This window comes from Akkermansia muciniphila ATCC BAA-835, from assembly GCF_000020225.1.
GTDB classification, from domain to species: domain Bacteria; phylum Verrucomicrobiota; class Verrucomicrobiia; order Verrucomicrobiales; family Akkermansiaceae; genus Akkermansia; species Akkermansia muciniphila.
In genome coordinates, this window is record NC_010655.1 from 886,434 (window position 1) to 908,684 (window position 22,251).

Here is a 22,251-nt window from a genome sequence, read left to right on the forward strand (position 1 = left end):
TTTCAAAGGAGCCGGTTATCAAACCCTTCCTTCAGCCTTAAAATCTTTCTGGCCGTCATCCGGTAAACAGGCCGGTAAAGGTGCTTTTTCAAGACGGCCGGGAGCGTTCTTCCGGGCAGCGGACCGCGCAGCAGCCCGGCTTCACGCATAACCCGTTCGTAACGTTCCCCTTCATAACGCCAATTATACCGCCAGGGCTTGTGCACCCCCTGGTAATGAAGAATGCCCGGTTCCAAAGCCGCTTCCACCGCCTGGCGCGGCGTGACGCCGCGCCAGAACTGTTCCCGGGGATCGTTTTTCAAAATGCGGCGCGTCAAACCGTCATGCCAGTTCCAGCGCGGGTGCAGCGGCACAGTCAGCTCGCACAGGGCTCCGTTCAAGGCATCCTGGTCCGGACATGTCAGCCTGTCCCGGTGAGTGACGGCATAATCCAGCACAGCCCTGACCAGATTCTTCTCCCGGAAGACATCCACATTCATCAGCAGCACGCCGGAATTGAAATATCCCGTGCAGGTCAGCGGCATCTCAAGACGTTCGTTAAAATGGGAACCGGGTCTGGAAAAATTCTCAAACACCACCCCTATTGCTTTTCCGTCCATATTCGTCCGGAACAGCTCCGTCAAATCCCGGCAAACCAGAACGTCAATGTCCAGATACAGAATATTGCCCCGCTCTTCCTTCAATAATTCCGGAATGAACACGCGTCCCCAGGCTGGCACCGGCCATTGTTCCGTATGGGGGAAGTCGTGCTTTTCCAAAATGCCGGAAACGTCTATGAACTCCAGACGGCAATCGAACGGAGCGGCCAGCCGCTCCACGCTCGCCCAGTTCTCTCCGTCAATGCCGTCGGAAAGAACGTAAATTTTGTAAAAAGTCTCCGGACCGGCAGTATTCAGCAAAGAAAAGACAGTAACGCTCAAAGGTAGAATGCCCCTGTTGTCACTGGCCAGGACGACGGCAAATTCATTCTTTTTCATCGGATTATTCATTCGGGTGATGTCAGCGGCGCAGCAACCGGGCTCCCGCCTTGCGCATTTTCTTCCAGTAATAGGAAAAGTCCAAGCCGGATTTTCCGCCCATCCAGGCTTTCAGTAATTTTCCTTCCCGGCGGGACAGGCAGGCATCATCCTCTGCGGGACGGTACAGATTTTCCTGACGGAGCATATCAGTCACCTTCCGGGTAACCTCCTTTTGGACGGCATGAGGGGCATATTTGCGGATGTTCCTCACGCCCATTACCAGCATTTTCAAAAATGCCGTCCTGTATTCCTCAAGAATCCCGGCTTCTTTCCATTCCTTCAGCACCAGTTCCGCCACCGTCAGGTAATCCAGCGACTGGAGGGAACTGCCGGACGCAAAACCGCTGGTAATGGATCCGGCCCGCTTACGGTAAACGTAAGCCGCCCTGCTGACGACGCAAACCCTCCTGCACCATGGAAAAACGGCGTAATGGAAATACAGGTCTTCACAGGCAACGCCCTCGGGGAACCGGATGCCATGCTTTTCCACAATGGAACGCCTGATCATCATGCCGCCCGCTCCATGATGTATTTTCCCAATGGTCTCCGGAGTGCAGGGAAGCCACCCTTTTTCCGGAGGGGCCATGTCCTCCGGCAGAAACCGGTCCTCCCGGTCCGGGGCGGACTCGTAATAATACCGGAACCCGCATGCCAGCCTGTCGGCATCCAGCGCCTTCGCACGGCGGTACATCTCCTCCAGCAAATCCGTTTCCAGCCAGTCGTCGGAATCCACCAGAAACAGATATTCTCCCACAGCATGGCTCATCGCCAGATTCCGGGAGCGGGATAAGCCGCCGTTTTCCGGAGCCTGCACGACCTTCACCCGCGGGTCCCGCTCCGCGAATTCCCGCAGAATGGACAGGGAACCGTCCGTGGAAGCGTCATCCACGCAAACTATTTCCAGCTCACGGAGCGTCTGTGAGCAAATGCTTTCCAGGCACTGGGCCAGGTACGGCTCCACATTGTAAACCGGAACCAGCACGGAAATGTTTACGGGAGCCGTCATGAGCCATGCGGAGAATCTGCCGCCCTTATTTGTTCAAATCCTTCCTGCGGCGGCAGAAAGGGCTCCAGCGCGGACCATACCTGGTCCACTGTAATTTCCTCAATGGCGCCGGGGGAAACCAGGTTGGAAATGCACCGGGCAGTAATGGCGGAATTGCGCGTCCGGTGGCAGAAAATGGCGGTCACGGGCACCCCGGCATAGGCACACATATGTGTAGGCCCCGTATCATTGCCTACACAAGCCAGGGAACACAAAGCCATCTGGGGAATATCCATCAGGGAAGACTTGCCCAGAAAACTGACAGCCAGGGGAGAGCTGGCGGCAATGGCCTCCACTTCCGCAGCCTCCGCCCGGGTGCCGATGACAACGGAGGACACGCCCCGCGCCGCCAGGCGTTTCGCCAGGGCGCAGAAATTCTCCACGGGCCAGCGCTTGTAGGGATGATTGGGGGAACAGCCCGGAATCATCATCACATAGCGTTCCGGAAGCTCGTCAAAATGCAGCCCCTCCCCGTGCATGAAAGAAAGATCCGTCAGGACGCGTTCCAAACGAAACGGCTCCCGTCCCACCTTCCCCCACCGGAAGGCTTTCTTTTTCAGCAATTTGCGCCGTTCTCCGGAATTGCAGGCCACCCAGTCCATGTCATGGTTCAGCAGGAAGCGCACGGCGGGATAATAGCGTTTCCTGGTGCGGGAAGATTCCTGAAGATCGTACACCACGTCAAAATTTCCTTTCACAATGGAACGGACGGCCCTCCAGGTGGCGCCCAGCTTCCAGTAAGGCAGGCGATTATCCACAATAAAATCGTCAAACACTCCGAGCTGCTCCGCCATGGGAACAAACATTCCCATGGTCATCAGGGTGATATGCGCCTCCGGATGAAGTTCGCGGAGCCGCTTCATCGTCCCCATGGCGAGCACCACATCGCCAAGGGCTCCATGCTTGATGATCAGAATGCGCTGTGCGGGCATGGGAGAAAAAAGGAATGCGGGTTAAACGTAACTGTCTTCCCTGTCCAGATACTCCTGCACGTACCGGCGCACGCCATCCTCCAGGGAAGTCATGGGCGCTGCATAACCGGCAACGCGCAGCCTGGAAAGGTCCGCCTGCGTATAATACTGATATTTCCCCCTGAGCTCTTCAGGCATCTCCCGGTAGGCAATCTTTTCCTGAAGGCCCAGCGCATGGAATGCCGCCTTCGCCAGATCGTGGAAAGAGCGTGCCTTCCCGGAACCTACGTTGAACAGGCCGCTCACCTCCGGATGCTCCAGCAGCCAAAGCACCACGTCCACGCAGTCGCCCACCCACACGAAATCCCGGAGCTGCCATCCGTCACGGTAGTCGGGATGGTAAGATTTGAACAGCTTCACCGTTTCATTGGCCTTCACTTGGGGGAATATATGGGCCACCACGCTTTTCTGCCCGCCCTTATGGTATTCATTAGGGCCGTACACGTTGAAAAATTTAAGCCCGGCGTATTGGGGGGGAACCGGACGCCCTTCTTTCACTTCCCGGGCCACCTTGCGGTCAAACAGGGCCTTGCTCCAGCCGTATGCGTTCAGGGGGCGCAGCGCATTGACGTGCTCCAGGGAGGCGTCATCGTCAAACCCCATGGAACCGTCCCCGTACGTGGCTGCGGAGGAGGCGTAAATAAACCGTTTGCCGTACAGGGAACAAAACTCCCACAAATGCCAGCTCAACGTGAAATTCGTCCGGATAATCAAATCGGCGTCCGTCTCCGTGGTGGCGGAAATGGCCCCCATGTGAATGACCGCCTCCACCTCATCCGCATGCGCCTTCATATAATCAAACATGCCTTCCGGAGAAACCACGGCGCACAGCTCTCTCTTGGCAATGTTCCTCCACTTGTCGGAAGAGCCCAGCTCGTCCACCACCACAAGATCCTTTTTACCGGCTTTTTCCAGAGCGGCGACAATGTTTGAGCCGATAAACCCGGCCCCACCCGTGACAATAATCATAAGAAAAGAATCAATAAAAAAGTTGTACGGCCTTTTATACCACATCCACCCGTCCCTAGGCAACTGCCATTTGAGGCGTTCCCCGGCTCCCAATTTTCAACGAATTTACAATCCGGACACTCCAAACCCTGACCGTTCCATGCGGAAAACCATTGGGCCGCAATCCCCGCGCAGCTTGCGGAGGGTGCGCCCCTCAAATCCTCTTTTCATACTGGCAACGTTAAAAAATTTCGGTAAGACCTGTCTTGCAAAAATTATCATTGACCACGGATTGTAAATCCGTTACACACATTCCCACCCCTATGATCCCCGATGTTTCCATCATTGTTCCCTGCTACAATGTAGCCGCTTACGTGGACAGCTGCCTGGAGAGCCTGGTACGCCAGACTCTCCGGAACATAGAAATTATCTGCATCAATGACGGCTCCACGGATGAGACCTGGACACATCTGCTGCGCTGGAAAGAAAAGGACAGCAGAATCATCCTTCTGAACCAGCGGAACGCGGGCGTCTCCGCAGCAAGGAATGCAGGGCTGGATGCCGCCCGCGGCCTTTATGTCGGTTTTGCGGATCCGGACGACTACATGGATCCGGAAATGTATTCCCGCCTTTTTTCGGCGGCTCTGGAATATGACGCAGACATCGTGGAATGCGGCAACCATGTTTTTGAAGACTCGTCAGACCGGATTATCGAAGCCAAAAGAAGATCACCCTCCCGGCATTTTGAAGAGAACGCCTCTCCGGCCAGCTTCTTCCGGGATTCCATCTGGGGGAAAATGGATATCTGCGTGTGGAGCAAACTGTTCCGGAAAAGCATGCTGGACGCCCACCGCCTCCGCTTCAACGTACATCTGAAATCCGGCGCGGAGGATGAAACCTTCCGGCTGATGGCCGTTCCCCATGCCTCCCGTCTCCTGTTCATTCCCGACTGCCTGTATTACTACCGCCTTATGCGCAACGGCTCCCTCTCCCGCCGCTGCAACGTTCCCACCTACTCCAAATGCGTGCAGGAATTCCAGCGGCTGCTGTACATTGTGGACTACTGGCAGAAACAAGGATGGCAGAATGAAGGCCTGTTCGCTTACGGCGTCCGGAAAATCAGGCCTTTTTTTGTTTCCAAGCATCCCCTTTTCCATCAGATGACCGCTGTCCAGCAACGTTCCGCGCTGGACTGGTGGAGCCTGTTCTATCAGAAGGCGGAAGGAAAACGTTTCCTCTCCGCTCTATCGGGACGGGACAGGCAACTGGCGGACCTGTTGAACTCGGCGGAACCGGTCCCCAACGGCTGGGGGCGCATTCTGCTGGCAGCCTGCTCCCTGCTTCCCGGACAAAAAGGACGTTATTACTCCTGCAAAAAAATGCTTGCGGAACATTTTTCCCAAATCTGCCCCAATGAGTTTCAAAAAGAAAACGCTTCTCTGGAAGAGCCGTTTGACACATCGCCGCCTTCCCTGTAAATTGCCTTATCCTCCCATTCCGGATCAATGAACCGTTTTCTCTCATTTGCAGACTCCCGCATGTCGGCCGCCCTGGAGCGGCTGGGCAGGCAGGCGGAAGCGCTGGATTTTTTTGATGAGATCACGCTCTTCACGGAACACGACCTTTCCGCAGAATTCACCAGCCGCATGGGCCGCTACCTGACGCCGTCCTGCCGGGGATTCGGATACTGGTCCTGGAAACCCTGGGCCATCCACCATGTCCTCCAAGAAATGGAAGAAGGAGACCGCCTCCTTTATCTGGATGCAGGCTGCCATATCAACGCCAACGGAACGGAGCGCTTCCGGGAATACGTAAATATGCTGGACCGCGACAGCCGCGGCATGCTGGTTTTCACCAACGGACAGCCGGAATACAAATGGACCAAAGGAGATATCTTCCGCCACTTCGGCATTTCCCAAGAAGACGGGCATATCACGCATACCCAGCAAATTGCGGGCGGCCATGTTTTCCTGAAAAAAAACCCGCTCACGGAAAGCCTGATCCGGGATTGGCTCCATGTCTTTTACGACCATCTGCATCTTGCGGACAACACTCCTTCCGCCTCCCCCAACCTGCCGGGTTTTGTGGAAAACCGGTATGACCAGAGCATCTTTTCCATCCTATGCAAACTGAGGGGCATCACCACCCTCGACGGATCGGAAACCTATGCGGAAAACTGGGAACAGCTCTCCTTGTTTCCATTCCAGGACAGACGGGACATGGGAATCCCACGGGCCGGGAAAAAGGGATGGCTGGAAAAATGCAGGCAGCTCCTTCTTTCTTCCAAAAGAAACGGATTAGGAATCCGGTAAAGCTTCCCCACTCGGAACAACCGGGCTGCACGACGTTTCCGGACGGGGCAATCTGACGCACCATGAACTGTTTTCCCGTCCTTTTCCACAGCTTCAGCCCGAAAATTCCTTTACCCTTCGGCTGCCGTTTCCGGAATGTAATGACGGTTATTTGGACAAGCTCTTTTCATTTGATCAGGAATGTTTTGCCTTCATGAAAGCAAACATCCCTCCATTCCAAAACTCCGCACCCGCACTATCCTCCGCCGACATTCTCCCACCCCTACTCACAGTTATGCCGTCACCGGAATCCGGCTTTCCCCCATTCATACCGGAATGAAAATAAAAAGGCCATCATGCTGGGAACAGCCTGCCGCAGTTCATGGAATACTGGCAGCCTAGATTTCCCCAAAACGTTTTTCTTTCAGATTTGTAGGCTTGACGGCGGATTCCTAATCCTCATACTTTCCTATGTGGCTTCTCCTCAATGCCGAACAATATTTCAAGTCTCCCATAGCGTCTCGGCCAGCTCCGCCCCTTACCGGTTGAGCGACGCTCTGAACCGGCATATTCCCGGCCTAAAATCCACCCTGCTGCTCCGGAGGCGCAAAGAAATTGACGGCCTGGAAATCCACAGGACACCCGCCAGAAGGGCTACGGACGCCTTGCGCCGCCATCTGGCCCATGGATTTGACATTCTGCTGCCGGAAAGAAGAAAAGACCTGCCTTTCTCCCTGAATGTGCTGGGCATGGGATTTGACACGGCCCAAATGGAAAAAGCCGATGTAGTGCATCTGCACTGGATAGGCGGCAGAACCGTGGATTTCTCGCAGCTGTGCCATATCCGCCGTCCATTGGTCTATACCCTGCACGACATGTTTGCCTGCACCGCGGGATGCCACTGCACCATGGACTGCGGCCTGTTCCAGGACGAATGCCGCGGCAACTGCCCCCAGCTTGGCGCTCCCCGCCTCTTCCGCAACATTCCAGCGTGGCTGTTTTCCCGCAAACGCCGCGCCTTCGGCCGCATCCCGTCCCTTACCCTCGTAACTCCCTCCCTCTGGTTAAAAAGGGAAGTGGAAAGAAGCTGCATGTTCCCTGGAAGAAAAATCGTACAGATTTACAATCCTGTGGACACGGACCTTTTCCGTCCGGCGGAAGACCGGAATGCCATCCGGGCCGGCCTGGGCATCCCGCCCGGAGCGTTCGTCATCGCCTGCGGCGCAACCGGCCTGTTCAATCCGGTCAAAGGCGGCCATTTCATCCCCCTGGTGCTGGAGGAACTATACCGGCGCGGGCACCGGAACCTTCATCTCCTGCTCTTCGGCAACCAGGAAAAAAGCGTGGACTACCCCTTCCCCAGCACAAACGCCGGATTCATTACGGACATGAACAAGCTGGCCGGGCTTTACAGCGCGGCGGACATTTTCCTGAACCCCACGCTTCAGGATGTCCTTTCCAACGTAGCGCTGGAATCCATGGCCTGCAAAACCCCTTCCGTTACCTTCCGGACGGGAGGAGTTCCGGAAGCGGTTCTGGACGGAAGGACGGGGCTGGTCGCTCAGCAGGGGGACCTGAACCAAATGGTCGCCCACTGCGAACGGCTCATCCAGGACGGAAAACTCCTGCAAACCCTGGCGGAGGAAGGCCGTCGGCACGCGGAACAAACATTCTCCTACCCCGTCATTGCCGCACGGCACGCCGCCCTGTATGAGGAAACGTTCCGGGAATACCGTTACGAAGAGTGAAAACGGCCGGCGTTCAACCGCCGGACTGCCTGTTCCAGCACATCCGGGCGCATTTTCCTTTGTCATTGACAAGAAAAAGACGCCTCATACACTCTGCACCGTTTCAACCCTTCTCTCCCCATGAAAACGCTTAAAATCTCCTTTTTACAGTCCACTCCGGATTTCGGCAGGGAAGGAATGCTTCAGCTTCTGAAAAGCCGGTATCATGTGGTGGAAGACGATTCCGATTTTGATTACCTGGTCGCCACCCCCTGGTTTTACGTCAACCGGGAGGCTTTTTACGATTTTCTGGAACGGGCCCCCGGCCATATCACCGTCATGTACGGCTGTCATGAAGCCATTGCACCGGATTTCATGCTGTTTGACTATTACATCGGGCTCGATACGGTGCCCGGAAGCGACCGTACTGTCAAACTTCCCTACCTTCGCCACCATTTGGAAGAAGTGCACGGCGGTAAGGAAGGCCTGGATGCCCATGCTCTCCTGGCCTCCAAAACGGGTTTCTGCAACTTCATTTACGCCAACCGCAAATCCCATCCCAACAGGGATGCCATGTTCCACAAACTCTCCGCTTTCCGGTTCGTCAATTCTCTGGGGCCCCATCTTAACAACACCCCGGGCGACGGCCACCGGGCGGAAGACTGGTACGCATCCTCCATCAGAATGAAAAAGCCGTATAAATTCTCCATTGCCTTTGAAAATGCATGGTACCCCGGCTACACCAGTGAAAAAATCGTCACCAGCATGCTTGCAGGCACCATTCCCATTTACTGGGGAAATCCGGACATCAGCCGGGAATTCAATTCCGCCTCATTCATCAACTGCCACGACTTCCCAACCCTGGACGACGCCGCGGCCTATGTGAAAAAAGTGGACGAAGACGACAACCTGTGGTGTGAAATCATGTCGCGCCCCTGGAAAACCCCGGAACAGGAAGCCCGCTTTCTGGAAGAGACGGAAAGGGAAACGGCCAAGCTTTACAAAATATTCGACCAATCTCCGGAAGAAGCGCGCCGCAAAGGTGACGGAACATGGGTATCCTACTACCAGCGCTTTTTAAAACGCGGCCACAGGATGCAGCTGGCATGGCGGCGGCTGAAAAACCGCCTGCGCCGCTAACCAACGTTTCCGGGCAATTCAACCCCATGCCGGATTTCCTCTGCCCGCCTTCCCCCGTCCCCATCCACTTCCTTCCGCTTCATGAGCAAATTCTTTTCTGAAACCTTTTGTTCACCTTCTCCCCACCAAGCCGGAGGCGCCATCCACGGAACCTATTTCCCGCACATTGACGGCCTGCGTACTTTTGCCGTGCTGGCCGTCGTCCTGTACCATTTGCAGGAAGGGATCTGCCCTGGAGGCTATGCAGGCGTGGACATCTTCTTTGTCATCTCCGGATATCTGATTGGCGGAGGCCTCATCCGTAGCCTGAAGGAGGGAACGTTCTCCCTGACCTCCTTTTACCTCCGGAGAATCAGGCGCATCATGCCCGCCTACTTCTGCCTGATTGCGGCCGTGCTGGCTTTCGGCTGCGTCGTTCTGGACTGCGATGACCTGCGGACTCTGGGCCGGACGGTGAGATCCAGCGCCCTTTTCATCACCAACACGTACTTCAGCAGAACCACAGGGGATTACTTCAGCCCGGCGGCGGAAGAAAACCCTTTGCTGAACCTGTGGTCCCTGAGCGTGGAAGAACAATTTTACCTGATGATTCCGCTTACCCTGTGGCTGCTCTGGAAATTCAGGGAAAAAGCCGTCAAACCCGTTCTATGGGGGGCGCTGGGCCTCTCCTTCTTCGCCGCCGCCTTCCACATGGGGCATCTGGAACATAACAAGGCCTTCTATCTGCTTTACTGCCGCGCCTGGGAACTTCTGGCCGGCTGCCTTCTGGCTCTGGCTCCCGCCGCAGAACAGAACCGGGGAACCGGATGGCTGCGGACGGCGGGATGGGCCGGAATCCTGCTCCCCTTTGCCTGTTATACCTCTTCCACTCCTTTTCCCGGATACACGGCCATCCCTTCCATCGCGGGGGCGGCCCTGCTTATCCGTTACGGAAACCATGGCTGGTCCGGGCGTATCCTCAGGCACCCGCTCAGCACGGGCATCGGCAAAATCTCCTACTCCCTCTATTTGTGGCATTGGCCAGTTATCGTGTACTGGACATACGTCTGTTTCGATGAATGCTCTCCCTGGGATTATGCGGGCATGTTCCTTCTCTCCCTTCTTCTGGGTTTCCTTTCCTGGAAATTCGTGGAAACCCCCTTCAGAACGACCGTCTCATGGCAAACTCCCGGAAAAGCGTTTCTGGCCACGGCAGCAGGGTGCCTCATGCTGGGATTTGCCGGTGAATGGCTCAAATGGACGGACGGCGCGCGGGATTACTGGCATGTAGCGGCCAACAGCATGGAATTCCCTGAATACTGGAAAGGGCCGGCCTTCCCGCCCTCCTTCGGCATCACGCCTCCCAGCCGGGCGGTGGTGGAAAAGGGCAACGCCATTCAGCACCATCATCCGGAGCTGGGGGATGTGACGGATTACCCTTTTGTCCTGCTGGGAAAAAACGGGCAGGCCCCTTCCTTCCTGCTTATGGGGGACAGCCATGCCATGGCCAGTTCCCCCGGATTTGACGAGGCCGCGCGGCTTCTTCAGCGCTCGGGCCTGTTCTACCGCGCGCGCCTGTGTCCGCTGAGCGGCATCTCCGGCTCCGGAGACTCCTCTTCCCTGACGCTCCTGCGCCTGATGTACCCCCATTGGGAACACAATATGGAACTAATTCTGGACTGGCTGGAAAATACCCCCCAGGTAAAGACCGTATTCATCCACAACCGCTGGATTGAACTGGTGAACAATCACCGGGATACGCGCCTGAAACAACTGGTTGCAGACGGCCTGCGCCACACCTGTGCGCGTCTTCGGAAAGCCGGCAAGCAAATCGTGCTGCTGGGTCCCGTTCCCGAATGGACTTTCGGCCCGCGCAAGCTCATGCGGCGCAATGCCCTGCTGAACGCCAACCGGACAGACCGCCTGCTGGGCGGGGACTTCAACACGCGGCAGCGTCCGGTATTCGCCCTGTTGGAGCACATGGAATCCACAGGCCTGTGCCGCTTCATTCCCCTCCACGGCACCTTCCATAAAAATGGGCGGTGGCTGGCGGAAGACAGCGGCCAATTAATGTACTGCGACGACAATCACCTTTCCCCCTACGGGTCCAGAAAAATGGTCGGCGACATCATCGACCAGCTTTTCCCGGGAATGGAAAGAACAGCAGCCAACTGACGGAAGCTCCGCACGGAAAAACATCCAATCCTTTGACATTGACAAGGCATGCAGGCCCCCTACACTGGCGCCAGGCAGTAAAGCCTTCGCGATGGTCCCGGATAAAAGCCCGGAATATGAAGGCCATACCGCGTCCCCCTATTCAACGCCTGTACTCCCATGACGGATTCCTCCCGCCCCACACGCATCAAGGTCATCAGAAAATCCATGAAGGCCTCTCCGGATCAAACGGAATCCCTGTTGTGGGGCGACTGCCTGTTCTGCACGGACGCCGCCATGACGGATTACGACTGGGTTCTGGTATACGACGAATTTCCCAGAACTCCCGTGGGCACCATCAGGAATGAAACGGAACCCCTTCTCTGTCCTCCGGACCAGACTATCCTGATTACGGTGGAGCCCCCCTCCATCAAAATCTACAGCAGGGCATACACCAGCCAATTCGGCACCGTTCTCACCACCCACTCCATCCGGGACCTTCCGCACCCCGGGCACACCTTGGGCCGCGGATGTCTTGAATGGCTGTACATCAAGCCCATGCAGGAAATTCTGGACCAGAAGGAATTCCCGAAGACAAAAATGCTCTCCACCATCTGCTCCGCCAAGCAGCATACGCATACCATGCATAAAAAGCGCTATGATCTTACGCGTTACCTGGCGGACCGTCTGCCGGAACTGGACTGGTTCGGACACGGCATCCGGGAAATAGAAAATAAAACCGTCGCCATGGATGACTACAAATATCATCTATGCGTGGAAAACCATCTGGAACCCCACCATTGGACGGAAAAACTGTCTGATGCCTTTGTTGCCATGACCCTTCCCTTTTACGCCGGGGATCCGTTGGCAACGGAATGCTTCCCGCAGGAAAGCTTCATCCCCATCCCGCTGGACAACCCGCAAAAAGCCCTTGAAATCATCCGCAAGGCCATGGAGGACGGAGAATATGAAAAACGGCTCCCCGCCATCCGTGAGGCAAGGCGCCTGGTGCTGGAAAAATACAACATGTTCGCTCAAACAGCGGCAGTCATTCACAACCACAGGGAAACGGGAACCATACGCCCCGGAGCCATGCTGAAAGGACGCCACGTTCTGCGGAAAAATCCGCTCCATGCCCTTCGGGAATTGACGGACACGCTGGCCTATAAAATCAGGTCGCGCGGCAGGCGCGGAACCGGAACCGGAGCATAACCTGAATTCCGGGCGCGCGGCAGCGGGGGGGGGGGGCAGGCCTTCCCTGCCAGTAAAGAAAATGGGCGTCCGATCTTCTGCCGATGGCCGCGCGGCTGGCGGAACGGAAAGCTTCCATGTGATGGAAAGATTCAAAAGGAACGCTTTCCCCGGTACCCAGCCTCCTGCCCATTAAAGCATGAACGGCTCCGTCAACCCTCTTCTCAGGGAATACATGGCCTGGAACCCTTTGAACGACAGGGAAACCGCAACCGTATCCGCCATTCCTCCGCCACACCGCAACCAGGGCGGCAAATACCGTCCCGACAGCCCCGTCCGGTCTGAAATCGATTCAAACCGGACGGAAAACAGGCAATTAATAAAACGGAAAAACCTTAATCTACTTTGCGGGAAGCGTGCCTCTTGGCCCGTTCCTCCTCCCGCTGCTTCTTCAGGTCTTCCTTCATCTTGGCCTTCTCTTCGGAATCCAGCTTGCCGTCCTTGTTAACATCATATTTTTCAAGGAGGGCGGCTTTCTTTTCCGCAGAAGTCATTCTCTTGGGAGCGTCTTCCTCCGCCATGGAAGGCATGGCGAAAGCAACGGCCAGAACAATAAGCAAATACTTCATGATTAAACGGGGTTCTTGAATAATCCTTTTCTACTCCCGCGCGTCCCGGTTGTCTCTCTTTTTTTAGCAATACATGCAAATTCCCCGGCCATGCCCCTTTTCCGCCGCGTAAACTCCCCCCCGGTTAAGCCTTCCCGAACGGGAAAAATAGCGGAATCACCACTACCATGACCAGCCCCATGATCACCTGCAGGGGAACGCCCACTTTCACGTAATCCATGAACGTATATTTCCCTGCCGGCATAACCAGGGCATTGGGCGGCGTGGAAAAGGGTGAAGCAAAACACATGCTGGTGCCTACGGAAACCGCCAGCAGCAGCGGATAGGGGCTGATGCCCATACTCGCCGCGGATTGCAGGGCGATAGGCGCCAGAAGCACCGCCGTAGCCGTATTGCTGATAAACATGGTCAGCAGGGACGCCGTGAAATAGACGCCCGCCATCAGGGCAAACGGCCCGAATCCCCCCAGTCCGACCACCAGCCCGTGGGAAATGGCCTCTGAGGCTCCCGTCTTCTCCAGCGCTACGGACATCGGCAGCATGGCGGCAATCAGCACGATGCTCTCCCAGTTGATCGTCCGGTACGCCTCCTCCACATTGCGCAGACAGCCGCACAACACCATCAGGACGGCGGCAATCAATACCGCCGCCACAGCAGGCACCCAGTTGAACACCATGGCCGCAATCATCAGCAGCATAATGCCTGCGGCCAGGGGGGCCTTATGCGTCAGGGTCACCTTGGAGGCCTCCGCCAGGGGCTGGCCCACGACAACCCATTCAAAAGTTTTCTCGCTCAGGCGCGCAATATCCGTCCAGGTTCCCTGAATCAGCAGCGTATCTCCGTACTGGAGCTTCACATCCTTCAAATTATGGAAAATGTAATGGTTGTCCCGCTGGATGGCCAGAATATTGACCCCGTACTTGGCGCGCAGCCCCGAAGACTTCACGGGCATGTTGATAAGGTCCGAGTTCCGCATGAGCAGCATTTCCGCAATGCCTATCTCGTCAAACTTCAATTTGCTTTTCAACAGGGAATCCGTATCTTCCGACGTCTTCCGGTTAATCATCTCCGCCCCATATTCCCGGGCAAAACGGGCCACGTCCTCAAACTCCCCCATGACATAAATGACGTCGCCCCGGGCCACCCTCGTATCTGAACCCGCCATGGTCTGGCTGACCGTCTGCAGGAAGGAATGCCGGCCGGAATGCCTGCGGCGCACCTCCACAATATTCACGCGGTAAAGGTCCGGTATCTGAAGATCATGCAGAGGATGTTCCGTCAGAGGGGAATCCTCCAGCACCCGGAGGCGGTAAAGATTATTAATAATCTGGTACTCGTCTATCAACTGGCTGAGGGATTTCCCCTTGGCCTCGTGTTCCGCCCTGTCGTCATGGCGTCCCAGAAACCTCCTGCTGAGGGGGATCAGCACCAAGATGCCCGTCACGATGCAGACAAGGCCGATGGGGGTGAACGCAAAAAAGCCCAGCCCCTCCATTCCGGCCTCCTGAAGCTGGTTGTTGACGACAAGGTTGGGGGGCGTGCCGATCAGCGTCAGCATGCCGCCCATACTGCTGGCAAATGCCATGGGCATGAGCAGACGGCTCGTCTGGATGCCTCCGTCCGCAGCCAGGCTCACCAAAATAGGCAGCATCAGCGCTACCGTCCCCGTATTGCTGACAAATGCGCCTATGCCGGCTGTAACAAGCATGGTCAGCACCAGCAGGCGCAACTCGCTCCTGCCGGCCAGTTTCATGATTCTGCCGCCCATCATCTTGGCCAGGCCCGTCCGGAAAATGGCGCCTCCCACCACGAAAAGCCCCACCATCATCACCACAATGGAATTGGAAAAGCCGGAAAGCGCCTGTTCCGGGCTCAAAATCCCGAACATAATCAGGCAGAGCAGGGAACACAGCGCGACAAGATCAGAACGAATCCTCCCCTGGACAAATAAAACGGCGGATACTCCCAGAATGAGAAGCGTGGTCAACATAGCAATAAACGGCAGGAGTGAAAAAACGGCAAGGGAGGATATCTAACATGACCTGCACGTCTTGTCGATAGGCTGAACAAGTCATTCACAAAACCGTCTCTCCGCCGGCATCCGGCAGAAAAAACACTTTATGCATCCTGCTCGGAGAACCCCGCTTCCTCTTTCCTTCTCCGGTATCATGGGGATGAGGAAACAATAAAAAACGCGCTCTCTGAAAGAACGCGCCATAAAATGAAAAGTGGTGGGTAGAGAAGGATTCGAACCTTCGAAAGCAAATGCTAACAGATTTACAGTCTGCCCCCTTTGACCGCTCGGGAATCTACCCACTTGAAGTGATGTGCGGCGAATGTATAGGGATTCCCGTGCCTTAGCAAGTTTTTTTTATAAAAAGTAGGTCCTCCCAGAAGCAGAAACCCCATATGCAACAGCCATGCCGCCGGAAGGAAAGCTGATGCAGGAACACAAGACCGGAAAAGGCAATTTTCACGAATCTCCCACATATACCGGAGCGCGGCTGTCCGGGGAATCCGCATCCAGTTGCTCCAGCTGGGGCAGAATGTTCTCCATGCTCTCCCATACGGAGGGAACAATCTTGATTGCGGTTCCAAACCGGACTGCCATCATCAGGGCGTCTGAAGGGCGGGCGTCCAGCTCCACCAGCTTGTCCATCACCTCATTGGCGGCCTCTATGGTCACGCGGGCATAAAAGACTTCATCCTTGCGGCCGTTGATAAGCACCAGCCTCACCCGGCATTCCATGGCGGATAAAAAGTGAGCCAGCAGGGAAGACGTGTCCGGCCGTACCGGGCGTTCCCCGTTCAGGCAGCGTTCCAGGGCCATGCCGTCTGTCAGCTCCATGAAAATGACGCCCACCTTGCCGGTCAGCGGATCACGCAGACACACACCCGCCCCGGCCCGGGTGTAAAGCAGGGCATAAGGTTCCAGAGCAATCAAATTTTCATCCGGCATGGCGGGCGGAAATCACATGTTAAAAACCGGGATTAATAACCCGTTCCGTATAGCGGGCAGCCACCTTGACGTATTTTTCCGCCCATTTGTGGTTATTATCCGCGGATTCCGGCCCCAGGTCCTTCACCACCTTGGCAGGAGAACCCAGCACCAGGGAATTGGGGGGAATGACGGTACCTTTGGTAATGAGCGCGCCCGCTCCCACCACAGACCCCTGGCCGATGACCGCTCCATCCAGAATAATGGACCCCATGCCTATCAGGCAATTATCCTCCACCGTGCAGGCGTGCAGAATCACGCCGTGCCCCACGGTTACGTACTTGCCTACATAGCAGCCGAAATCGTCTGCCAGGTGGATGCAGCTGTTGTCCTGGATATTGGAGTAATCACCAATTACGATCTTATTGATATCTGCGCGCAGCGTGGTATGGTACCAGACGCTGGCATATTCCCCAATGGTAACATCTCCAATCAAATCAGCGCTTTCCGCCACAAAAGCGGTATCCGCCACTTTGGGCCAGAAGTTCGCGTAAGGTTCTCTTGCCATATAAGTCATGTATTAATTGAAGATAAGACAGCATTCCAGTCTAAAAACGTTCATTCCGCGGGTATGCCGCAGCCGGAAACGAACACGGCCGAACCCACCCGAAAATGAAAGGCCGCAGGCACCTCCGCACTAATTTTCTTCCCGGATGCCCTTCTTGCTGTTCTTCTCCCGCTTCTCCGCATCCTTGCGCAGGGAGTCGGCTTTTTTCCCATTACCTCCCTTTTCATAATACCCGGCTATCCTCCGCTGGATGGCGGCTTCCTTCTTTACCTTGAAATAATCGCCCGATTTAGTCCGGATATACCGGTTGTAGGAAGATTCCGCCTCCTTGGCCATCTGAAGCACGGCCTCCTGATCCTGGGAAACGTACTCGTAATATTGCCCCATCAGCGCTTCAAATACTTCCGCGCGGCGCGCATAATCCTTCATGGACTTCCGGTACAGGGCAGCCACCCCGGCCTTGTCCCCGTTTTCCATCAGGAGATCCGCCTGCCGCTTGATGGCGGCGGAAGTCAGGTCGCTGCGCCCCTCGTCCGTCTCCTTTTCCAGCTTCTTCAAATCGCGGGCAACATGGCGTTTATTGGTGGAAGCGTCCCTCATGGGGAAAATATACTCATCTTCCACGCGGGCGGCCATGGCCAGATAATCCGGACGGGAACGGAACTTGCGCTTAATCATGGCCACCAGTTCATCCCATTCTTCCAGCTTCGTGCCGCTCTCCGGGCGGCCCATCAGAGCAATCAGGCGTTCCCAGCCCAGGGGGCTGCCGGGAGTGGCCTGTGTGGCGGCTTCCAGCATTACCCGGGCGCAATCCGGCTTCTGCATCTCCTCAAACAGGTCCGCCAGGGAAAGATAATCCAGGGAAGTATCCAGCCGGGCGCCATTCACCTTCTTGTCCATACCCTGGAGAAGGGTGGATTCATGCTTTGACTTGCAGTTGTGCGGATGGGAAAAATGCCCCGTATTATATCCGTACCCGCCGTAGGACTGCCAGGTTTCATCCGTCGTCAGCAGATTGACCCAGGCATGCGGCCCGCGGTTGCCGTCCCCGGTAACATAGGCGGAGGGAATACCGTTGCATTTGGCGGTATTCACCGCAAAATAGGCCTGGTCCATGCAAATGCCGCCTTCATCCAGAATCTCCTGGAAGGTATAATTAGTATAAGGGTCCTTGCCCAGTGCGGCGCGGTCCATCCGGTAACGGATCATGGAATAGGCTCCGCCCCATCCTTTCCGGGTAAGGCGCACCTTTTTGCGCGCCCAATCCATCTCCGACCTCGGCAGACGCACATCCACCACAAACAACAGCTCGGAAGGGCTTAATTTGGAAATGTCCGTGAGAAGCTCACGGGCTTCATCCATCTCCATGAAGTACTCGAATACCTGTTCCAGCGTCAAAGGCGTGGTGGAAATATTGGTGGAAGAAGACGCCCTCAGCTTGGACGGGCTGGAAGCGATGCGGGGATTCAGCATGGCGCAGGCCAGCGCCAGGGAGGAATACCTGCTCCGGGGCATGGCAGAGGTTTTCATCCAGAATTCCGCCCACTTCCTCAAAATCCCTCCCCACTCCTCCCCGGGTGTCTGCTCCCGCGCCATCGTGCGCAGGAAAAGTCTCAGGGGATCGGAAGGATCTGAAAAAAGCCATGGATAGAAATACCTGGGGGAACTCTCCTTGATTTGTTCCTGGATGGTTTCCGCTCCCACTTTGCTGATGAGCTGGTACAGCTCATTGGCGCGCATGAGGTACGGGCTCTGATCGTACATGGACGCGTCAAATTTGCCGAATTTGATGACCTTCACGGCATCCCGTTCCAAATTGGAGCGCAGGAAATCGGCATACAAGTCATAGCGGCCCGTTTCCAGGGCCAGATTGAAAGCATCCGTAAACAACTTTCTGTTGGCGGCGTTATTGGCCTTCAGGCTGACCAGAAGAACAGGCTTCTTGAAAATCTCCAGCCGCGGATCTTCCTCCTGGACCACGGGTTCTTCCTTCGGTTCCTCAGGGGAAGGCTCCGCCACTTCCGGTTCCTTGTTCTGCCGTTTTCCGGCGGCTTCCTCAGCAGCCAGGCGTTCCGCCTCAAGACGGGCTTTTTCCTCCGCCTCCGCGCGCGCCCGTTCCTCCGCCTTCCTGCGCGCCGCCTCCAGTTCCGCGGCTTTCCGCGCACGCGCCGCTTTCGCTTCCGCCTCCTTTCTGGCCGCCAGCTCAGCGGCGGCAGCCTTACGTTGAACGGAAACCCGGTGGTAAGCCACCCCTCCGGCGGCAAGAGCCAGCACCAGGACAATAGTTATAATAATTCCGCCGGAAGAGGATTTTTTATGCTTGGGAAAACCGGGACGCAGAGGATTGACAGGATTCATGGGGATGCAGCTTGAACGCGTTGAAGCAAATTGGGGAGGGGGATGAGACGGTTTTATCCCTGTTCCGTGTGACATAAAAGCGCAATACCTTTCCGAGGTCAACTTGAAACAATGGTCTTTTGCTGAAGGTTCGTTTTCCCGGAACCCGTTAAGAATCAAACCAGAGTATTTTTCCTTGTATTTTCATAGCCATTTTATAGTATCGGGCCTCTTCATGTTTCCAAAAACATGAGAAAAACACAAGTATCCTGCTGATTATTCCTGGCTGACATATGTTTTTCCCGTTGCCTATGAACACTTTCTCTCATCTCAGTCCGTTTCTGGCCGTCATTTCGGGAAGCCTCTTCTCCGGAACGGCTCTCTGTAACGACATCGTGCTGCCTCCGCCAGATAAAAAGGGAGGAAAGCCCCTCATGCAGGTTCTTCATGAACGGCATTCCACCAGGTCCTTTGCAGACAAACCTATCCCGGTGGAAATCCTGTCCTCCCTGCTCTGGGCGGCGCAAGGCGTCAACCGGGACGATCCCGACTACCGCACGGCGCCGTCTTCCCGGAATTCCAATGAAATAGAAATCTATGTCGTTCTGCCGCAGGGCACCTATCTTTACAGGCCGGAAACCCACCGACTGGAGAAAGTGGTTCAGGGCGACATGCGGGCCGCTACGGGAACACAGGAATTCGCGGCTACCGCGCCGTTAAACCTGGTCTATGTAGTAGACCAGTCCAAACAGCCGGGAGACTTTGATGCCAGGAGAAAGCTGGTCACGGCCTGCACGGATGCGGGGTTTATTGGAGAAAACGTTTACCTTTTCTGTGCTTCCGAAGGGCTCGGCACCGTGTTCCGCGCCATGATTAACGCCAATTATATCCAGCAGTGCCTGAAGCTCCCCGTCCTCAAAAAAGTCCTGTACGCCCAGAGTGTCGGCTATCCGTCAAAATCCTGAAAAAACCATAAGCCGGAACGCTGTGAGACTCGCCGTTCCATCGGCGGCTCTTCCTCATGCCTGCGAAAAACCGTCATGGGAACCGCCGTTCCCATGGAGATAAAAACGCCAGGAACCATTGCCGGGCCAGTCAGGAGCGCACTCTTCCGGACAGCCCGGCAACAAAGGAAAAAGCGTTTGACGAACTGTTGGATGAACGTTTCGGGCAAGCCCGGTTCCGCCACTCCGCCCTGCGGCATTGGCTGGAGAAATATTCAAACCGGAATTCCCGGGAAACTGCGGCGCCAGGAAATCTACTCCCCGCTTGCGGTCTTTCCCATAGTTCAAATTCATGGAAAATCCGGAACCGCAAGCGGAAAACGCACCAGCATTACCACTGGTTGTCCAGGTTTTTGGTATTTATCTTTCCGGGTTCCTTGTTGCGTTCCTTCATGCCGCGGACAGGCTTGGGCTCCTTTTCGTGCAGGTCCAGAATATCAATCACATTCTCCCCTTTTTTCAGGAATGGGGCCGGGACATACAGCCTTAACTGAGGTCCCACATTCCAATAGCGCCCCACGTTGATTCCGTTCACCCATACATACCCCTTGACATAGCGGGACATATCCAGAAACGTGTCCTGAGGCTCTTCAATATTTACAACGGCCCGGAAATGCGCCCCTTCCCGTTTCTGGGAAGGCCCCTTTCCTTTGGGAGCCCGCACAATGGAATCAGCTTTCAGGGGAAGCGCCCTCACCGTCCAGTTCTTTAACTCCCGCGTTCCCAGCTTCACAGGACCGTAAATCCCCTTGCGGTCACTCTCCATGCTGATATGAAAATTAATATGTCCCATGGCCTCTACCAGAACTTCCAGCGTCCCCGGCTTCCTGCGCTCCGGCAGTTTCACGCTCTTCTGCCCCAGCCGCCGATCCAGCGTGCCGACCAGCTCTCCATCCAGATACACCTGGGCATAGTCATTGACATTGGTAAATTCCAGCGTTTCAGGCGGTCCTGACGGAACGGCCGTTCTGTAAACGGCAATACCCTGGTTCTGGTTCCATTGTTCAAAATAGGGAGGCTGCGGGAACTTGGACCGGAAAGGCTTGGGCAGGTTCTCCCAAAGGCCGGCATGCACTGCGGGCGTGAACTCCGGAATTTCCATGGCCGGAATGTCTGCGGGAGGTTCCGGCACAGCGGCTTCGGGAGGCAACTTTTTCAAAATGATTTCCCTCATCTGGGCATAATATTCATTCATCCGCCCCTGCTCATCCACGGGAGAACCGTAATCATAACTCGTCAGGTCCGGCTGGTATTTTCCCGGCCCTCCGTTGTTGGCTCCGGCCGAGAATCCGAAATTGGTGCCTCCGTGGAAAACGAACAAGCTGAAGGAACGCCCCTTGTCCATAAACCAGCGGACGTGGTTGACCACTCCAGGGGTGGGAGCCCAATTCCCCTCCCCCCAGTGCCGCAGCCAACCCGGATATGTTTCCGAGGAAAAAACGGGAACTCCCGGATTGCATTTATTAGCCACTGCCCAATGGCCGTCGTTCAGCCCCGGATCCAGCCCTACGGCCACGCCTGGAAGCACCACGCCTTTCAGAAAATGTTCTCCCGCGCCGTCGGAGGTGTAAAAGGGGCCAAAACCCTTCCTGCTCCAGAACGCCTTCAGCCATTCCATATACTTGCGGTCTTTACGCTGGTAGCTCCCGTATTCGTTTTCAAGCTGGGTCATCAGAATGGGGCCCCCGTTTTTGGCTAAAAAAGGCTCCGCCACACGAGCCACGGCCTCCAGATAACGCGTCTGCGCCTTCATGAATTTGGCGTCTTCCGTAGTTCTCAACTTGGCCTTGGGATCCTTCAGCAAATAATGAGGCAGCCCACCCAGATCCCATTCCCCGCATGCATAGGGGCCGGGGCGGAATAAAACCCACATTCCTTCCTCCTGGCATAACTTGAGGAACCCTTCCAGATCCCGATTGCCCGTCTTAAAGTCAAAGCTGCCGTCCGGCTGCTCATGGTCATTCCAGAACACATAAAATGCAATAGTATTCAGCCCCATAGCCTTGGCGGTCCTGATGCGGTGCCTCCAGTATTCCCGGGGAATGCGCTGGGGATGCATCTCCGCGCCGCGGATCTGGAAGGGTTTCCCGTTCAGCATGAACTCCTGGTTCCCTTCCCCGCCGAACCCGAACACAACGGGGGGTCCTCCGGAAAGAGCGGGTTTCTGTACATTCTGGACAGCCTCAGGGCCAGCCCATGCCAATGCTCCCACTCCGACGGCCATCAGTGCGGCAGACCAACTGAAACCATATTGCTTCATCATGTTGAACAGTTAATTCATTTGAAGACGGTTGCCAATAACAATTTTTT

Annotated in this window: 17 protein-coding genes and 1 tRNA gene; 7 read left to right on the forward strand and 11 right to left on the reverse strand. The window is 55.8% G+C overall.

Annotated elements, in window-relative coordinates:
* Positions 1 to 2 precede the first annotated feature (2 nt).
* Genes AMUC_RS04065 through rfaD form a run of 4 tightly spaced genes read right to left on the reverse strand, consistent with a single transcriptional unit; the run spans position 3 to position 4,004 of the window.
* Positions 3 to 989 (reverse strand): glycosyltransferase family 8 protein, encoded by a 987-nt coding sequence (locus AMUC_RS04065; RefSeq protein ID WP_012419804.1) that lies wholly within the window; start codon positions 987 to 989, stop codon positions 3 to 5.
* A 10-nt stretch (positions 990 to 999) separates the two neighbouring features.
* A complete protein-coding gene (locus AMUC_RS11855; protein ID WP_012419805.1) occupies positions 1,000 to 2,025 on the reverse strand; it encodes a glycosyltransferase family 2 protein in 1,026 nt (341 codons plus the stop codon).
* Complete coding sequence (locus AMUC_RS04075; protein ID WP_012419806.1) at positions 2,022 to 2,996, reverse strand: glycosyltransferase family 9 protein; 975 nt, start codon at positions 2,994 to 2,996, stop codon at positions 2,022 to 2,024. The genes AMUC_RS11855 and AMUC_RS04075 overlap by 4 nt, the downstream gene beginning before the upstream one ends.
* A gap of 21 nt (positions 2,997 to 3,017) precedes the next feature.
* The gene (rfaD, locus tag AMUC_RS04080) at positions 3,018 to 4,004 is read right to left on the reverse strand and encodes an ADP-glyceromanno-heptose 6-epimerase (RefSeq protein WP_012419807.1); all 987 of its coding nucleotides are present in this window, start codon (positions 4,002 to 4,004) and stop codon (positions 3,018 to 3,020) included.
* 302 nt (positions 4,005 to 4,306) lie between these two features.
* Between rfaD and AMUC_RS11860 the strand changes: the two genes are divergently transcribed.
* From AMUC_RS11860 to AMUC_RS04110, 6 genes are all read left to right on the forward strand, one after another.
* Entirely contained in the window at positions 4,307 to 5,461 is a 1,155-nt protein-coding gene (locus tag AMUC_RS11860) for a glycosyltransferase family 2 protein (protein ID WP_012419808.1), read from the forward strand.
* A gap of 60 nt (positions 5,462 to 5,521) precedes the next feature.
* Positions 5,522 to 6,295 (forward strand): hypothetical protein, encoded by a 774-nt coding sequence (locus AMUC_RS04090; RefSeq protein ID WP_087393645.1) that lies wholly within the window; start codon positions 5,522 to 5,524, stop codon positions 6,293 to 6,295.
* A 524-nt stretch (positions 6,296 to 6,819) separates the two neighbouring features.
* A complete protein-coding gene (locus AMUC_RS04095) occupies positions 6,820 to 8,022 on the forward strand; it encodes a glycosyltransferase (protein ID WP_042447747.1) in 1,203 nt (400 codons plus the stop codon).
* 120 nt (positions 8,023 to 8,142) lie between these two features.
* The gene (locus tag AMUC_RS04100) at positions 8,143 to 9,141 is read left to right on the forward strand and encodes a glycosyltransferase family 10 domain-containing protein (RefSeq protein ID WP_012419811.1); all 999 of its coding nucleotides are present in this window, start codon (positions 8,143 to 8,145) and stop codon (positions 9,139 to 9,141) included.
* 81 nt (positions 9,142 to 9,222) lie between these two features.
* Positions 9,223 to 11,295 carry an acyltransferase family protein gene (locus AMUC_RS04105; protein WP_012419812.1) on the forward strand — a complete coding sequence of 691 codons (2,073 nt, stop codon included), beginning with the start codon at positions 9,223 to 9,225 and terminating at the stop codon, positions 11,293 to 11,295.
* A 159-nt stretch (positions 11,296 to 11,454) separates the two neighbouring features.
* Positions 11,455 to 12,486, forward strand: a complete 1,032-nt coding sequence (locus AMUC_RS04110; RefSeq protein WP_012419813.1) for a glycosyltransferase family 10 domain-containing protein — start codon at positions 11,455 to 11,457, stop codon at positions 12,484 to 12,486.
* 374 nt (positions 12,487 to 12,860) lie between these two features.
* Here the strand turns inward: AMUC_RS04110 and AMUC_RS04120 are convergent, their stop codons facing one another.
* From AMUC_RS04120 to AMUC_RS04145, 6 genes are all read right to left on the reverse strand, one after another.
* Entirely contained in the window at positions 12,861 to 13,094 is a 234-nt protein-coding gene (locus tag AMUC_RS04120; RefSeq protein WP_042447749.1) for a hypothetical protein, read from the reverse strand.
* A gap of 124 nt (positions 13,095 to 13,218) precedes the next feature.
* Positions 13,219 to 15,084, reverse strand: coding sequence for an SLC13 family permease (locus tag AMUC_RS04125; RefSeq protein WP_012419816.1), 1,866 nt, complete (start codon positions 15,082 to 15,084; stop codon positions 13,219 to 13,221).
* Positions 15,085 to 15,323: 239 nt separating this feature from the next.
* Positions 15,324 to 15,409, reverse strand: a tRNA-Tyr gene (locus tag AMUC_RS04130).
* Positions 15,410 to 15,567: 158 nt separating this feature from the next.
* On the reverse strand, positions 15,568 to 16,053 hold the full coding sequence (locus AMUC_RS04135; protein WP_012419817.1) for a bifunctional nuclease family protein: 486 nt from the start codon (positions 16,051 to 16,053) through the stop codon (positions 15,568 to 15,570).
* A 19-nt stretch (positions 16,054 to 16,072) separates the two neighbouring features.
* Complete coding sequence (locus AMUC_RS04140; protein WP_123038960.1) at positions 16,073 to 16,600, reverse strand: gamma carbonic anhydrase family protein; 528 nt, start codon at positions 16,598 to 16,600, stop codon at positions 16,073 to 16,075.
* A 129-nt stretch (positions 16,601 to 16,729) separates the two neighbouring features.
* Positions 16,730 to 18,958 carry a transglutaminase-like domain-containing protein gene (locus AMUC_RS04145; protein WP_012419819.1) on the reverse strand — a complete coding sequence of 743 codons (2,229 nt, stop codon included), beginning with the start codon at positions 18,956 to 18,958 and terminating at the stop codon, positions 16,730 to 16,732.
* 290 nt (positions 18,959 to 19,248) lie between these two features.
* Between AMUC_RS04145 and AMUC_RS04150 the strand changes: the two genes are divergently transcribed.
* The gene (locus AMUC_RS04150; protein ID WP_012419820.1) at positions 19,249 to 19,902 is read left to right on the forward strand and encodes a nitroreductase family protein; all 654 of its coding nucleotides are present in this window, start codon (positions 19,249 to 19,251) and stop codon (positions 19,900 to 19,902) included.
* Between the two features lie 370 nt (positions 19,903 to 20,272).
* Here AMUC_RS04150 and AMUC_RS04160 read toward each other — a convergent pair whose 3' ends face one another.
* On the reverse strand, positions 20,273 to 22,204 hold the full coding sequence (locus AMUC_RS04160) for a beta-galactosidase (RefSeq protein ID WP_012419821.1): 1,932 nt from the start codon (positions 22,202 to 22,204) through the stop codon (positions 20,273 to 20,275).
* Positions 22,205 to 22,251: the final 47 nt, after the last annotated feature.

Coding starts and splice junctions, on each gene's coding strand:
- rfaD (WP_012419807.1), bottom strand. CDS start 4,004: ATGATTATTGTCACGGGTGGGGCCGGGTTTATCGGCTCAAACATTGTC.
- AMUC_RS04110 (WP_012419813.1), top strand. CDS start 11,455: ATGACGGATTCCTCCCGCCCCACACGCATCAAGGTCATCAGAAAATCC.
- AMUC_RS04160 (WP_012419821.1), bottom strand. CDS start 22,204: ATGATGAAGCAATATGGTTTCAGTTGGTCTGCCGCACTGATGGCCGTC.
- AMUC_RS04090 (WP_087393645.1), top strand. CDS start 5,522: ATGTCGGCCGCCCTGGAGCGGCTGGGCAGGCAGGCGGAAGCGCTGGAT.
- AMUC_RS04145 (WP_012419819.1), bottom strand. CDS start 18,958: ATGAATCCTGTCAATCCTCTGCGTCCCGGTTTTCCCAAGCATAAAAAA.
- AMUC_RS04135 (WP_012419817.1), bottom strand. CDS start 16,053: ATGCCGGATGAAAATTTGATTGCTCTGGAACCTTATGCCCTGCTTTAC.
- AMUC_RS04150 (WP_012419820.1), top strand. CDS start 19,249: ATGAACACTTTCTCTCATCTCAGTCCGTTTCTGGCCGTCATTTCGGGA.
- AMUC_RS04140 (WP_123038960.1), bottom strand. CDS start 16,600: ATGGCAAGAGAACCTTACGCGAACTTCTGGCCCAAAGTGGCGGATACC.
- AMUC_RS04100 (WP_012419811.1), top strand. CDS start 8,143: ATGAAAACGCTTAAAATCTCCTTTTTACAGTCCACTCCGGATTTCGGC.
- AMUC_RS04105 (WP_012419812.1), top strand. CDS start 9,223: ATGAGCAAATTCTTTTCTGAAACCTTTTGTTCACCTTCTCCCCACCAA.
- AMUC_RS04120 (WP_042447749.1), bottom strand. CDS start 13,094: ATGAAGTATTTGCTTATTGTTCTGGCCGTTGCTTTCGCCATGCCTTCC.
- AMUC_RS11855 (WP_012419805.1), bottom strand. CDS start 2,025: ATGACGGCTCCCGTAAACATTTCCGTGCTGGTTCCGGTTTACAATGTG.
- AMUC_RS04065 (WP_012419804.1), bottom strand. CDS start 989: ATGAATAATCCGATGAAAAAGAATGAATTTGCCGTCGTCCTGGCCAGT.
- AMUC_RS04075 (WP_012419806.1), bottom strand. CDS start 2,996: ATGCCCGCACAGCGCATTCTGATCATCAAGCATGGAGCCCTTGGCGAT.
- AMUC_RS11860 (WP_012419808.1), top strand. CDS start 4,307: ATGATCCCCGATGTTTCCATCATTGTTCCCTGCTACAATGTAGCCGCT.
- AMUC_RS04125 (WP_012419816.1), bottom strand. CDS start 15,084: ATGTTGACCACGCTTCTCATTCTGGGAGTATCCGCCGTTTTATTTGTC.